Raw genomic sequence first — 13,607 nt, forward strand, 5'->3', positions numbered from 1 at the left:
AGGAGACCCCGGTGAATTTCGACGACCTCTTCGGCCACATCGGCCAGCACACCGTCGACGGACTGTCCAAAGGAGCGATCTACGCACTGATCGCCCTGGGCTACACCCTCGTCTACGGCGTCCTGCGCCTGATCAACTTTGCTCACTCCGAGGTGTTCATGGTGGGCACCTTCGCGGTGCTCGGACTGTGGACCGCGTTCGGCGTGGAGAACAACCCGCCGATCGGCCAGGCGGTGCTCTTCCTGGTGCTCGGCCTGATCGTCGCGGCGCTCGCCTCCGGCGGCACCGCCCTCGCGATCGAGCGCATCGCGTACCGGCCGCTGCGGCGCAAGAACGCGCCGCCGCTCATCTTCCTGATCACCGCGATCGGCCTGTCGCTGGTGCTGGTCGAGGTCTTCGGCCTGGTGCTGCCGAGGCTCCTGGGTGACCTGGTGCCCTCGATGTTCGCCCGCGAGCGGATCATCCTCGGCATGCCGACGATCATCGAGCAGAAGACGCTGTTCACGATCGCGGGCACGGCGATCACCAACATCCAGCTGATCGTCTTCGTGGCCGCCGTGGTGATGATGGCGGTGCTGGACTGGTTCATCAACCGCACCCGGTATGGCCGGGGCGTGCGGGCGGTGGCCCAGAACCCGGAGACCGCGGCCCTGATGGGGGTCAACCAGGAGCGCGTGATCATGCTGATCTTCGTGCTCGGCGGGATCATGGCCGGCGCCGCGGCTCTGCTGTGGAGCATGCGGTTCGGCTTCACGCAGAGCAGCATCGGCTTCGTGCTCGGCCTCAAGGCGTTCACCGCGGCCGTGCTCGGTGGCATCGGCAATCTGCGCGGTGCGCTGCTCGGCGGGCTGGTCCTCGGCATCGTCGAGGTCTACGGCGCCACGCTCTTCAAGTCCAGTTGGGAGGACGTCATCGCCTTCATCGTGCTGATCGTGGTGCTGATGTTCCGTCCGACCGGTCTGCTGGGCGAGTCGCTGGGGAGGGCCCGAGCATGATCGACAAGATCAGGGACCTGGACCGCGGTCGGGTGAGCGCCCTGCACGCGGTCGGTGACCGGTGGCGTGCGCTGCCGAAGTGGCAGCGGGGCCTGGGGTTCGTCGCCTTCGTGGTGTTCCTCTACTACCTGCCGTTGCTCGGCATCCCGGGCCTGACCTGGCTGCGGACCGACTCGATCTCCGGCGGCAGCAACTGGGCCGGTGTGCTCTTCACCTGCGCCATCTACGTGCTGGTGGCGATCGGCCTGAACGTCGTGATCGGTCTGGCCGGCCTGCTCGACCTCGGCTACATCGGCTTCTTCGCCATCGGCGCGTACGCCGTGGCGCTGTTCGGGTCGGTGAACTCGCCGGTGGTCAAGTGGTTCCAGCGGGAGTTCGACCTGCCCGAGACCTGGGCGGTCACGTGGGCGGTCTGCGCGTTCATCGCGCTGGTGCTGGCGCTGATCTCCGGGGTGCTGCTGGGCTGGCCGACGCTGCGGCTGCGCGGTGACTACCTGGCGATCGTCACGCTGGGCTTCGGCGAGATCATCCGGATCGTCGCGCGGAACCTGGAGAACGTCACCAACGGCCCGCAGGGCATCTCGGCGATTCCCGGCCCGGAGGGGCCGCCGTCGGCGGACAACGGGGTCTTCGGCCTGGTGGACGTGAAGCCGTGGTACTGGCTGGCGTTGACGCTGGTGCTGGTGATGGTGTTCGCGGTGCGTCGGCTGGAGCACAGCCGGGTCGGCCGGTCCTGGCTGGCGGTCCGCGAGGACGAGGACGCCGCCGCCGTGATGGGCGTGTACCCGTTCAAGTTCAAGCTGTGGGCGTTCGCCATCGGCGCGGCGCTGGGTGGCCTGTCCGGCTTCCTGTTCGCCAGCCGGTACGCGTTCATCGACCCGACCCAGTTCAACGTGAACCTGTCGATCCTGTTCGTGGCGATGGTCGTGGTCGGTGGCTCCGGCAACATGGTCGGCGTGTCGCTGGGCGCGGTGCTGCTGGCGTACCTGCCGGAGCGGTTCCGGGAGGTCGCCGACTACCGGTGGCTGGCCTTCGGTCTGGCCATGGTGCTGGTGATGGTCCTGCGCCCGCAGGGTCTGATCCCCAGCCGGCGGCGGGCCCGCGAGTTGCAGGACCGCGCGGCGGAGGCAGAGGAGGCGCCCGCTCATGTCTGACCAGACCACCAGCACGACGGCGCCGAAGATCCCGACCCAGTCCGGGCCGCGGCCCGTGCTGCTCGAGGTCGACAACGTCACGCTGCGGTTCGGCGGCGTGGTCGCCCTCGACGGGATCAACTTCCAGATCAACGAGGGCGAGATCCTCGGCCTGATCGGTCCGAACGGCGCCGGCAAGACCACCACGTTCAACGTGATGACCGGGGTGTACAAGCCGACCTCGGGAGCGGTGCGGTTCCGCGGGGAGCGGGTGACCGGCCGCAAGCCGCACCAGATCAGCCGAATGGGCATCTCCCGGACGTTCCAGAACATCCGGCTGTTCCCGGAGATGACGGCGCTGGAGAACGTCATGGTCGGGACGGACTCCCGGCACAAGACCAGCGTCCCCGGTGCGCTGTTCCGCCTCTACCGGGTGCGGCCGAAGCCGGAGGAGTTGCCGCAGGTCACGGCGGAGGCCGGGATCGCGCGGACGTGGCAGGAGGTGCGGCGCAGCTTCGCCAAGACCTTCGGCCTGTCCCGGCACATCCTGGAGGAGCGGGCGGCCGAGGCCAAGGCGATGGAGCTGTTGCGCTTCGTCGGCATCGCCGACCGGGCCAACGACGCGGCGCGCAACCTGCCGTACGGCTACCAGCGCCGGTTGGAGATCGCCCGGGCGCTGGCCACCGAGCCGAAGCTGATCTGCCTGGACGAGCCGGCCGCCGGCTTCAACCCGGCGGAGAAGGAGGAGTTGCTCGCCCTGATCCGCAAGATCCGTGACAAGGGCCTGACCGTGCTGCTCATCGAGCACGACATGCGGCTGGTCATGGGGGTCACCGACCGGATCGTGGTGCTGGAGTTCGGCCGGAAGATCGCCGATGGCGCGCCGGCCGAGGTCAGCCGGGATCCGAAGGTGATCGCGGCCTACCTGGGGGAGTCCACCGATGACGCTGCTTGAGCTCGAGAACGTCACCGTCGCCTACGGCCGGATCGAGGCGCTGCACGGCATCAGCCTCACCGTCAACGAGGGTGAGGTGGTGGCCCTGATCGGCGCGAACGGCGCCGGCAAGACCACCACCATGCGGGCCATTTCCGGCACCCGTGCGCTCTCCGCCGGAAAGATCACCTTCAACGGGGAGGACATCAGCAAGCTCCGGGCCGACCTGCGGGTGGTCCGGGGGTTGTGCCAGTCCCCGGAGGGCCGGCAGATCTTTCCCGGCATGACGGTGATGGAGAACCTGGACATGGGGGCGTACACCCGGCGGGACTCCGCCGGCATCGCCGCCGACCTGGACCGGGTGCTGACCCTGTTCCCGCGGCTGGCCGAGCGGCGCAAGCAGGCCGGCGGCACGCTCTCCGGCGGCGAGCAGCAGATGCTCGCGGTCGGCCGGGCGTTGATGAGCCGGCCGAAGCTGCTGCTGCTGGACGAGCCGTCGATGGGCCTGGCCCCGATGGTGATCCGGCAGATCTTCGACATCATCGTGGAGATCAACCAGCAGGGCACCACGGTCCTGCTGGTGGAGCAGAACGCCCAGCAGGCGCTGTCCCGGGCGCACCGGGGGTACGTGCTGGAGACCGGTCGGATCGTGAAGGAGGGGTCCGGTCAGGACCTGCTGCACGACCCGGCGGTCAAGGAGGCGTACCTCGGCGTGGCCTGACCCGCGCGGTAGCGCCGGCGGCCGTCCGTTCCCGCGAGGGGGCGGGCGGCCGCCGGCGTTTTCCCGCCCGGGCGCGGTGCCGCCGGGTCGGGGATGTCGGACGTACGGACTAGAGTCGCCTGCGTGACAGCTACGACCCCGCGCCTGCTCCTCGTCGACGGACACTCGATGGCATACCGGGCCTTCCACGCCCTGCCGGTGGAGAACTTCGCCACCACGACCGGGCAGCCGACCAACGCGGTCTACGGCTTCACCTCGATGCTGATCAACGTGCTTCGCGACGAGCAGCCCACCCACATCGTCGTCGCCTTCGACGTCTCCCGCCGCTCTTTCCGCACCGAGAAGTACGCCGAGTACAAGGCCGGCCGCAAGGAGACGCCGACCGACTTCAAGGGCCAGGTCAGCCTGATCAAGGAGGTCCTCGCCGCGCTGCGGGTTCCGGTGGTGGAGAAGGAGGGCTACGAGGCCGACGACGTCATCGCCACCCTCGCCTGCCAGGCCCGCGACCAGGGCATGGAGGTGCTGATCAGCAGCGGCGACCGGGACGCGTTGCAGCTGGTCGGCGACCGGGTCACCGTGCTCTATCCGCGCAAGGGCGTCTCCGACCTGGCCCGGATGGACCCGGCGGCGGTCGAGGCCAAGTACGGCGTCCTGCCGGAGCGCTACCGCGACCTGGCGGCGCTCAAGGGCGAGGACAGCGACAACCTGACCGGCGTCGACGGGGTCGGCGACAAGACCGCGGCCAAGTGGATCAACCTGTACGGCGGCGTGGAGGGCGTGGTCGCCCACGCCGACGAGATCAAGGGCAAGGCCGGCGACAACCTGCGGGCCCAGCTGTCCCGGGTGATCCGCAACTACGAGCTCAACTGTCTGGTCTCCGACCTGGAGCTGCCGCTGCGCCCGGAGGACGCCCGCTGGGCCGGCTGGGACCGCGAGGCGGTGCACCAGGTCTTCGACACTCTCGAGTTCCGGATCCTGCGCGACCGGCTCTACCAGTACCTGGAGGCGGTGGAGCCGGAGGCCGAGGCCGGGTTCGACCTGGCCGGTGAGGTGCTCACCGAGCCGGGCGCGCTGACCCGCTGGCTGGGCGCGCACGCCCCGGCCGGCACCCCGGTCGGCCTGGCGGTCACGCTGGACACCGGCCCCAACCGGCGGCACACGGCCACGGTGACCGCCCTGGCGCTGGCTACCGCCGGCGGGGCGGCGGCCTGGGTCGACCCGGCCCGGTTGGACGCCGGCGACGAGGCGGCGCTCGCCGGCTGGCTGGCCAACGCCGAGCGGCCCAAGGTGCTGCACGACAGCAAGCCGGCAGTGCTCGCCTTCGCGGCGCACGGCTGGTCGCTGGAGGGCATCGTCCGCGACACCCAGATCGCGGCCTACCTGGCCCGCCCCGACCAGCGCTCCTACGACCTGACCGATCTGGCGCTGCGCTACCTGCACCGCGAGCTGCGGGTCGACGCGCCGGACGACGGCCAGCTGACCCTCGACGGGCTGGGCGACGAGGGTGCGGTCGAGCAGAACCTGATGCTCCAGGCCCGGGCCACCCTCGACCTGGCCGACGCGATCGACGCCGAGCTGTCCCGCGACGGCGAGCAGTCGGCCCGGCTGATGGCCGGGGTGGAGCTCCCGCTGATGCGGGTGCTGGCCGGGATGGAGCGCACCGGCATCGCCGCCGACACGCACTACCTGTCGGAGCTGGAGGCGCACTTCGCGGCCGAGGTGAAGGCCGCCGCGCAGGGCGCGTACGCGGCGGTCGGGCGGGAGTTCAACCTGGGCTCGCCCAAGCAGCTACAGGAGATCCTCTTCGGCGAGCTGGGGCTGCCCAAGACCAAGAAGATCAAGACCGGCTACACCACCGACGCCGACGCCCTGCAGTGGCTCTACGCGCAGAACCCGCACCCGGTGCTGGCGCACCTGCTGCGCCACCGGGACGTGGCCAAGCTGAAGTCCACGGTGGACGGGCTGCTCAAGTCGGTCTCCGACGACGGCCGGATCCACACCACCTTCAACCAGACGGTGGCGGCCACCGGCCGGCTCTCCTCGACCGAGCCCAACCTGCAGAACATCCCGATCCGCACCGAGGAGGGGCGGCGGATCCGCCGCGCCTTCGTGGTGGGCGAGGGCTACGAGTGCCTGCTCACCGCCGACTACAGCCAGATCGAGATGCGGATCATGGCGCACCTGTCGTCGGACGAGGCGCTGATCGACGCGTTCAACTCCGGGGCCGACTTCCACGCCGCCACCGCCTCGTCGGTGTTCGACGTCCCGGTCGCCGAGGTCACCGCCGACCAGCGTCGCAAGATCAAGGCGATGAACTACGGCCTGGCGTACGGGCTGAGCGCGTTCGGCCTCTCCCAGCAGCTCGGGATCAGCACCGAGGAGGCGCGCGGGCTGATGGAGAACTACTTCGCCGGGTTCGGCGGGGTACGCGACTACCTGCACGAGGTGGTCGCTCGGGCCCGGCACGACGGCTACACCTCCACCATCCTGGGCCGTCGGCGCTACCTGCCCGACCTGGTCAGCGACAACCGGCAGCGCCGGGAGATCGCCGAGCGGATGGCGCTCAACGCCCCGATCCAGGGCTCCGCGGCCGACATCATCAAGGTCGCCATGCTGCACGTGGAGACCGCGCTGCGCGAGGCCGGGCTGCGCTCCCGGATGCTGCTGCAGGTGCACGACGAGCTGGTCTTCGAGGTGGCCCCGGGCGAGCGGGAGGCGCTGGAGGCGCTGGTGCGGCGCGAGATGGGTGGGGCGTACCCGCTGTCGGTGCCGCTGGAGGTGTCCGTCGGTGAGGGCCGCGACTGGAACAGCGCCGACCACTGACCCGCGACGCCCGCCGGGCACTCCGCCCGGTCAGCGGCCCGGGCCGCGGCGCGCCTTCGGTGGCTTGCCGTGCCGCTCCAGGGCCTGCCGGGACCGGCCACCCGGCGCCGGAAGCGGCGCCTTGAGCGGGTCGTGCCCCCAGTTCATCAGCGAGTACCGCCACCGGGTGTCGCGCACGTCGCCGCTGGGCCGCTGCGCCATGTGCCGCCGCACGTACCCGACGACCTTGCGCATGTGCCGGTAGTCGGTCTCGGAGAGCTCGCCGCGCTTGCGGCGCAGCAGGTCGATGATCCGGCGGCCCGATTCGTGGCCCACCGACTCGCCGCCCTTGGTGGTCTTGCGCCAACCGACGTGCTTGGACTCGTCGGTCTCCAGCCAGGACTTCAGCTCACCGGGCTTCATGTTCACCGCCTCGGTGAACTCCTGGTACGTCTGCTGCGGGTCCTCACTTCGGCTCATGGCGAAGCACCTCCGGTCGGTGGGCGACGTCCCGGCCCGAGTCGTCGTTGCGGATCCGGTACTGCGGGTGCTCCGGGGACGCGTTCACGGCGTGCCCGCGCACGTGCGTCCGGTCGATGAGTTTCTCCTTCACCACTCCGTACGCCCGGCCGCTGTGACTGGCCCAGGAGACGTGGTCGCCCTCACGGAATTCCCTCTTCTCGGCCATACGCCCTGGCTACCCGGCGCCGGTGGCCGGAAACGGGCGGCTACCGGTGGGCCGGCTTCTCGGCGACGAAGATCGCGCTGCCGGGGAAGAGGCGGCCGCGCAGCGGGCTCCACTGCCCCCAGATCCCCTCGTGTCCCTCCGGCCACTCCGGTTCCACCAGGTCGAGCAGGCGGAACCCGGCGCCGACCAGCTCGCGGATCCGGTCGCCGAGGGTGCGGTGCTGCTCGACGTAGGTGGCCGTGCCGGTCTCGTCCTGCTCCACGTACGGCGAGCGGTCGAAGTACGAGTGCACGGCGGTCAGCCCACCCTCGCCCGGATCGTCGAGGAAGATCCACCGCATCGGGTGGGTGACCGAGAACACCCAGCGGCCGCCAGGGCGCAGCACCCGGAACACCTCGCGCATCACCGCCGCCAAGTCGGCCACGAACGGGATCGCGCCGAACGCCGTGCAGGCGGTGTCGAACGCCTGGTCGGCGAAGGGCAGGGCCAGCGCGTCGGCCTGCACCAGCGGCACCCGTACGCCGGTGCGCGCGGCGGCGAGCGCGGCGTGCCGCAACATGCCGGCGGAGAGGTCCAGGGCGACCGGCCGGGCGCCCTGGGTGGCCAGCCAGCGGGCCGCGGCGGCCGCGCCGCAGCCCAGCTCCAGCACCCGGCGACCGGTCAGCTCGCCGAGCAGCTCCACGTCGGCCTCGCGCACCCCCTCCGGGCACCAGACGAAGTCGACGTCGCCGAGGAAGGCACCGTGCTCGGCCTGGTAGTCGTCGGCGTCCGCGTCCCACCAGCGGCGGTTGGCCCGGCGGGCCTCGGCGTCGCCGACCCGGCGGCGGGTCACCCGGCTGTCGTCATCCACCCGCTCACGCTAGGCCCCGGCGTCGGCGACCCGGCGCTCGGGCTCGTACCACCGACGCCGGCCGAGCACGGACCGCGACCGGCCGCGGGGTGCGCCGGTTCCCGCCGGTCGTCCGGCCGGCGGGTCGGGCGGACCGGGACGGTCGGCGGCCGGATACCCGGGCACTCGGAGGGCGGCCTCGTGGCGGCGGGCAGACGATCGGCGGTGGCCGGGGCGCGGGCCGGCGGGTGGACCCGGAGGGCCGTCGGCCGGACGGTCCGGGCCGGCGGTCGGGGCGGCCGAGGGACCGGCTCCGGGCGGACGAGCCCGAGTCGACCCGGAGGCCGATGGGGCTGCTGTGACGGACGAGACAGTCGTGGTGCTTTCCGGGCGATTTCTCGGCTTTCGCAGGTCACCAGGCGGCGAGGAGACGGGAGGGCTTGCACGCTGTGGTAATGCGCACGGTAGGCTAGACGATGCGCTCGCGGATCGTGTGCCTCGGCAGGGAGCAGGTGCGCGGTCTCCGGAGCCACATCAGGATCTCACTTGGCGATCGTTCGGTGTGCCCGGCGACGGATCCGCTGGCGCGAACAGGTCACCGCGACGCAAGCCTGCGATGACACATCATCCGACCGGAGCAACCGCCCACATGACGAGCAGCATCGAGGCCCCCTCGAGCGCCACCAAGGTCACCGTCGACGACCTCGGCTCCGAGGAAGCTTTCCTCGCCGCGATCGACGAGACCATCAAGTACTTCAACGACGGCGACATTGTCGAAGGCACCGTCGTCAAGGTCGATCGGGACGAGGTCCTGCTCGACATCGGCTACAAGACCGAGGGCGTCATCCCCTCTCGGGAGCTGTCGATCAAGCACGACGTGGACCCGGCCGAGGTGGTTTCGGTCGGCGACCACATCGAGGCCCTTGTCCTCCAGAAGGAGGACAAGGAGGGGCGTCTGATCCTCTCGAAGAAGCGCGCGCAGTACGAGCGGGCGTGGGGCACCATCGAGAAGATCAAGGACGAGGACGGTGTCGTCCGCGGCTCGGTCATCGAGGTGGTCAAGGGTGGCCTCATCCTCGACATCGGGCTGCGTGGCTTCCTGCCCGCCTCCCTGGTCGAGATGCGGCGCGTGCGTGACCTGCAGCCGTACGTCGGCCGCGAGCTCGAGGCCAAGATCATCGAGCTGGACAAGAACCGCAACAACGTGGTCCTGTCCCGCCGGGCCTGGCTGGAGCAGACGCAGTCCGAGGTGCGCACCGAGTTCCTCAACAAGCTCCAGAAGGGCCAGGTCCGCAAGGGCGTCGTGTCCTCGATCGTCAACTTCGGCGCGTTCGTCGACCTCGGCGGCGTGGACGGTCTGGTGCACGTCTCCGAGCTCTCCTGGAAGCACATCGACCACCCGTCCGAGGTCGTCGAGGTGGGCCAGGAGGTCGAGGTCGAGGTCCTGGACGTCGACCTGGACCGCGAGCGGGTCTCGCTGTCGCTGAAGGCGACCCAGGAGGACCCGTGGCGGCAGTTCGCCCGCACCCACGCGATCCAGCAGATCGTGCCGGGTAAGGTCACCAAGCTGGTGCCGTTCGGCGCCTTCGTCCGGGTGGACGACGGCATCGAGGGCCTGGTCCACATCTCCGAGCTGGCCGAGCGCCACGTGGAGATCCCGGAGCAGGTCGTCCAGGTCGGCTCCGAGGTCATGGTCAAGGTCATCGACATCGACCTGGAGCGTCGCCGGATCTCGCTGTCGCTCAAGCAGGCCAACGAGGGCTTCGTCGAGGGCGAGGAGCACTTCGACCCGACCCTCTACGGCATGGCCGCGACCTACGACGCCGAGGGCAACTACATCTACCCGGAGGGCTTCGACCCGGAGACCGGGGAGTGGCTCGAGGGGTACGAGAAGCAGCGCGAGACCTGGGAGCAGCAGTACGCCGAGGCGCGTCAGCGCTGGGAGGCCCACACCAAGCAGGTGCAGACCTCCCGGGCCGCCGACGCCGAGGCCGCTGCCAACCCGGCTCCGGCGGTCACCGGTGGCGGCGCCACCTCGACCACCCCGGCCCCGAGCCGGCAGGCCGAGGAGCCGGCCGGCACCCTGGCCACCGACGAGGCGCTCGCCGCGCTGCGGGAGAAGCTCGCCGGCGGTAAGTGACCCGCTGAACGACGACGGGCCCCGTCCCCGCGATCCGTGAGATCGCCGGGGGCGGGGCCCTCGCCGTCCCCGCCCCGCCCCATCTCCCGCCCGGTCCCGCCGTTCCTGCGGGCCTCGCCGTCGCCCGGGCCCGTCGGGCCGCCGCCTGGGCTGGTGGTGCCGCCGCCCGGGCCCGTCGTCCCGCCGGGCCCGCGGCGTCCGGTGGCGGTCCGGTTGACCGGCCCCTGGTCTGCCGTGCCGGCCCGCCCGCCTCGATGATCGTGCTCGATCCTGGATGTAGTGGCCTCGGGGCGTTCTGGATGCCACTACGACCAGGATGGTGCGCCATCTTGCGGGGGAGGGCGCCGTCGACGCTCATGACCCGGTCCCAGGTCTGTGCGGGACGAGGGCGAAGGCGTGCCCACGGCAGGGCGGGGATGAGGAAGGGCGGTGAGCGGCCCGACTTGGCGGCCTGATCGTGATCAGGTTGACTGGTGGCCGTGCTGAGGGTGGGACTGACCGGAGGAATCGGCTCCGGCAAGAGCGCGGTGGCGGCCCGGCTGGCCGAGCGCGGCGCGGTGGTGATCGACTCCGACCGGATCGCCCGGGAAGTGGTCGCGCCGGGCACCGAGGGGCTGGCCGAGATCGTCGCCGCCTTCTCCGAGCGGGTGCTCGACGCCGACGGGGCGCTGGACCGGGCGGCCCTCGGGGCGGTGGTCTTCGCCGACGAGGCGGCCCGCCGCCGGCTGGAGGCGATCACCCACCCCCGGGTCCGGGCCCGGACCGCCGAACTGGCCGCCGCGGCGGGACCCGACGCGATCGTGGTCAACGACGTACCGCTGCTGGTCGAGGTGGGGCTCGCACCCACGTACCACCTGGTGGTCGTGGTGGAGACGGACGTGGCGCTGCGGTTGGAGCGGCTGGCCCGCGACCGGGGGATGGAGCGGGCGGAGGCGGAGCGGCGGATCGCCGCGCAGGCCGACGACGCCCGCCGCCGAGCGGCAGCTGACGTGCTGCTGAGCAACGACGGCAGCCTGGCCGACCTGCACGCGGCCGTCGACGCGCTCTGGTACGACCGGCTGCTGCCGTTCGCGGCGAACCTGCGCGAACGGCGGGTGGTCCGGCCGGCGCGGGTCGCGCTTACCGAGGCCGACCCGACCTGGCCGCGGCAGTACGCCCGGCTGGCCGCCCGGATCCGGCACGCGCTCGCCCCCGCCGAGCCGCGGATCGACCACATCGGCTCCACCGCGGTGCCCGGACTCGCGGCCAAGGACGTGATCGACATCCAGCTCGCCGTGCCGACCCTCGCCGACGCGGACGGCGCGTTCGCCGAGCGGCTGGCCGAGGCCGGCTTTCCGCGGCTGCCCGGCGAGTGGTGGGACAACCCGCGCCCGCCCGGCAGCGTTCGGTGGCCCAAGCGGCTGCACGGCAGCGCCGATCCGGCCCGCCCGGTCTACCTGCACATCCGCGAGGTGGACTCGCCGGGCTGGCGGTACGCCCTGCTGATGCGTGACCACCTGCGTGCCGACCCGGACCAGCGGGCGGCGTACCTGCAGCTGAAGCGGGACCTGGCCGCCGCCGCCCCGGACAGCGTCACCTACAGCACCGCCAAGGACCCCTGGTTCGACGAGGAGCACCTGCGGGCCGAGGCGTGGGCCGCGCAGACCGGCTGGCGCCCCTGACGACGGGCGCCGCCCGGCCGCTACCCGCCCTGCCCAGCCGCCGCGCGCCCACCCCGCGGGCGGTCTGCTGATGTCGCCGCCCGTGCACAGGCGTCGGCCGTGCAGCCGTCGGCCGTGCAGCCGTCGGTCGTGCTCAGCCGTCGGTCGTGCTCAGCCGTCGGTCGTGCTCAGCCGTCGGCCGGGCGGGCGCGGCCCGGTGCGGGGGCGGTCCACCGGGGCACCGAGCCGGGCGTCAGGTCGAGCTGGGCCCAGGCGCCCGGCCGGGTCCGTAGCTCCAGCCGGCGCAGCAGCCCGGACCGGTCGATCCAGTAGCGCAGCAGCGCCCGCGAGGCGCGCAGCTCGACGACGTCCACGGTCCGGCCGTCCAGGCTGTCGCCCCGGACCCGTACCGCTTGGCCGCGCTGTCCGGCCGAGCCGCCGGCGCGCAGCGCGGCGTCGACCAGCAGGTCGAGGTCATCGGCCCGGGCCGGGCCGGCCCGCCAGCCGTCCCTGTGCCGGGGCAGCGGTGGCCGGCCCGGTGTCTCGGCGGGGCCGGGCACCGCGGTGGCCGGCAGTTCCGCCCGGGCGGTGCCGGCGGGACCGTGGTGCAGCAGCGTACGGCGGTTCGGCCGGCCCAGGTCGGCGACCGTCAGGTACGCGGTGCGCCGGGTCCAGCTCAACCAGCCGGCGCCGCGCAGGTTCGTGTCGGTGCCGATCGGCGCGGTCAGGGTGACGGTGGCGCCGCCGCGGGCGCGTAGCCGGCCCGCCAAGCGGTTCAGCCGGTCCTGCTCGGCGGCGGTGAGGGCCCGTGGCAGCCCGGGCCGCCCGCCCAGCGCGTCGACCGGGCGCAGGGTGGGCCGGTTGGTGCGGTTCAGCTGCACCGTCACCGGACCCACGTCGGTCAGCCGGGTTTCCAGCCGGTGCAGCCGGGCGGACTGGTCGAGCCAGTAGCGCGGGTGCTCGGCGGTGGTCAGGCCGCTCGGCGGTGGGGCCTGGAGGATGTCCACCGGTTCCGCTCCGATGGTGTCCCGCCCCAACCAGCGTGCGGCCTCGGGTGTCGCGCCGGCCGGCTCGGTACGGTCGGCGGCGAGGCGGAAGAGCAGGTCGAGCAGCCGCGCGAGGCCGTGTCCGGCGGGCAGGTCGTGCAGCCGCCAGCGGTCCGCCGGCGGGACCAGCGGCGGCGGGGCGGGCGTCGGCACCGCGGTGGGATCGGGACGCAGCAGCACCACCGTCGGCGTGGCCTGGAGCAGGCCCCGCTCCGCACCGGCGCCCGGCCCGCCCACGTCCAGGTAGACCAGCGGCCGGGACCAGTCCACCCAGCCGATCAGTTCGGTGCGGGCCGCGCCGTCGCCGGTGGTCACGTGCAGGCCGGAGCGCAGGTCCCGGTAGTTGGTGACCCGCATGGCGGCGAGCCGCTCGTGCTCCGCCGCGGTCAGCGTCCGGGCCTGTTCCGGCGGATCGGGCGCCCAGCTCAGCAGCCCGGCGACCAGCGCGGCGGCGGAGACCGTGGCGACCACGGCGAGCGCCAGGAGGGTGGTCCGGCGGCGTCGGACGAGACCTCGGCGCAGGCCGCCCGGGCCGCGTCGGACCCGGTCCGGCCCGCCGTCCAGCACCCGTCGGATCGCCTCCTGGTCCCGGTTCAGGATCCGGCGGGCGGCGCCCGGCGTCACGGCCTCCGGGGGCGTGGTACGGGCGGACCATCCCGCGGCGGGCACGGCTCCCCGC

11 protein-coding genes are annotated in these 13,607 nt (G+C 72.4%); 7 read left to right on the plus strand and 4 right to left on the minus strand.

Annotated elements, in window-relative coordinates; all coding sequences use genetic code 11:
• The first annotated feature begins 11 nt into the window (after positions 1–11).
• From DLJ47_RS08960 to polA, 5 genes are all read left to right on the plus strand, one after another.
• A complete protein-coding gene (locus tag DLJ47_RS08960; RefSeq protein ID WP_088992850.1) occupies positions 12–995 on the plus strand; it encodes a branched-chain amino acid ABC transporter permease in 984 nt (327 codons plus the stop codon).
• On the plus strand, positions 992–2,149 hold the full coding sequence (locus DLJ47_RS08965) for a branched-chain amino acid ABC transporter permease (protein WP_109899595.1): 1,158 nt from the start codon (positions 992–994) through the stop codon (positions 2,147–2,149). Before DLJ47_RS08960 ends, DLJ47_RS08965 begins: the two co-directional genes overlap by 4 nt.
• Positions 2,142–3,083, plus strand: a complete 942-nt coding sequence (locus DLJ47_RS08970; protein ID WP_109899596.1) for an ABC transporter ATP-binding protein — start codon at positions 2,142–2,144, stop codon at positions 3,081–3,083. Before DLJ47_RS08965 ends, DLJ47_RS08970 begins: the two co-directional genes overlap by 8 nt.
• Positions 3,070–3,783, plus strand: a complete 714-nt coding sequence (locus tag DLJ47_RS08975; RefSeq protein WP_109899597.1) for an ABC transporter ATP-binding protein — start codon at positions 3,070–3,072, stop codon at positions 3,781–3,783. The genes DLJ47_RS08970 and DLJ47_RS08975 overlap by 14 nt, the downstream gene beginning before the upstream one ends.
• A gap of 123 nt (positions 3,784–3,906) precedes the next feature.
• A complete protein-coding gene (polA, locus tag DLJ47_RS08980; RefSeq protein WP_109899598.1) occupies positions 3,907–6,606 on the plus strand; it encodes a DNA polymerase I in 2,700 nt (899 codons plus the stop codon).
• A 30-nt stretch (positions 6,607–6,636) separates the two neighbouring features.
• Here the strand turns inward: polA and DLJ47_RS08985 are convergent, their stop codons facing one another.
• Genes DLJ47_RS08985 through DLJ47_RS08995 form a run of 3 tightly spaced genes read right to left on the minus strand, consistent with a single transcriptional unit; the run spans position 6,637 to position 8,123 of the window.
• Complete coding sequence (locus tag DLJ47_RS08985) at positions 6,637–7,065, minus strand: DUF3140 domain-containing protein (RefSeq protein ID WP_109899599.1); 429 nt, start codon at positions 7,063–7,065, stop codon at positions 6,637–6,639.
• Entirely contained in the window at positions 7,052–7,273 is a 222-nt protein-coding gene (locus DLJ47_RS08990) for a DUF2945 domain-containing protein (protein WP_088992856.1), read from the minus strand. Before DLJ47_RS08990 ends, DLJ47_RS08985 begins: the two co-directional genes overlap by 14 nt.
• Positions 7,274–7,313: 40 nt before the next feature.
• The gene (locus tag DLJ47_RS08995; protein ID WP_109899600.1) at positions 7,314–8,123 is read right to left on the minus strand and encodes a class I SAM-dependent methyltransferase; all 810 of its coding nucleotides are present in this window, start codon (positions 8,121–8,123) and stop codon (positions 7,314–7,316) included.
• A gap of 628 nt (positions 8,124–8,751) precedes the next feature.
• On the opposite strand from DLJ47_RS08995, the gene rpsA reads away from it, so the two are divergent.
• Positions 8,752–10,242, plus strand: coding sequence for a 30S ribosomal protein S1 (rpsA, locus tag DLJ47_RS09000; RefSeq protein WP_088992858.1), 1,491 nt, complete (start codon positions 8,752–8,754; stop codon positions 10,240–10,242).
• A gap of 479 nt (positions 10,243–10,721) precedes the next feature.
• Positions 10,722–11,903, plus strand: coding sequence for a dephospho-CoA kinase (coaE, locus tag DLJ47_RS09010; protein WP_109899603.1), 1,182 nt, complete (start codon positions 10,722–10,724; stop codon positions 11,901–11,903).
• Between the two features lie 167 nt (positions 11,904–12,070).
• Here coaE and DLJ47_RS09015 read toward each other — a convergent pair.
• Positions 12,071–13,607 (minus strand): hypothetical protein (locus DLJ47_RS09015; protein ID WP_233257736.1); only part of this gene is annotated, 1,537 nt, incomplete at its 5' end.

The sequence above is a fragment of the Micromonospora sp. S4605 genome (assembly GCF_003176715.1).
Classification (GTDB): Bacteria; Actinomycetota; Actinomycetes; order Mycobacteriales; family Micromonosporaceae; genus Micromonospora; species Micromonospora echinaurantiaca.

Excerpts from the sequence above, each read along its gene's own strand:
- DLJ47_RS08965 (WP_109899595.1), top strand. The coding sequence starts at position 992 with ATGATCGACAAGATCAGGGACCTGGACCGCGGTCGGGTGAGCGCCCTG.
- DLJ47_RS08970 (WP_109899596.1), top strand. The coding sequence starts at position 2,142 with ATGTCTGACCAGACCACCAGCACGACGGCGCCGAAGATCCCGACCCAG.
- DLJ47_RS08975 (WP_109899597.1), top strand. The coding sequence starts at position 3,070 with ATGACGCTGCTTGAGCTCGAGAACGTCACCGTCGCCTACGGCCGGATC.
- DLJ47_RS08985 (WP_109899599.1), bottom strand. The coding sequence starts at position 7,065 with ATGAGCCGAAGTGAGGACCCGCAGCAGACGTACCAGGAGTTCACCGAG.
- DLJ47_RS08990 (WP_088992856.1), bottom strand. The coding sequence starts at position 7,273 with ATGGCCGAGAAGAGGGAATTCCGTGAGGGCGACCACGTCTCCTGGGCC.
- rpsA (WP_088992858.1), top strand. The coding sequence starts at position 8,752 with ATGACGAGCAGCATCGAGGCCCCCTCGAGCGCCACCAAGGTCACCGTC.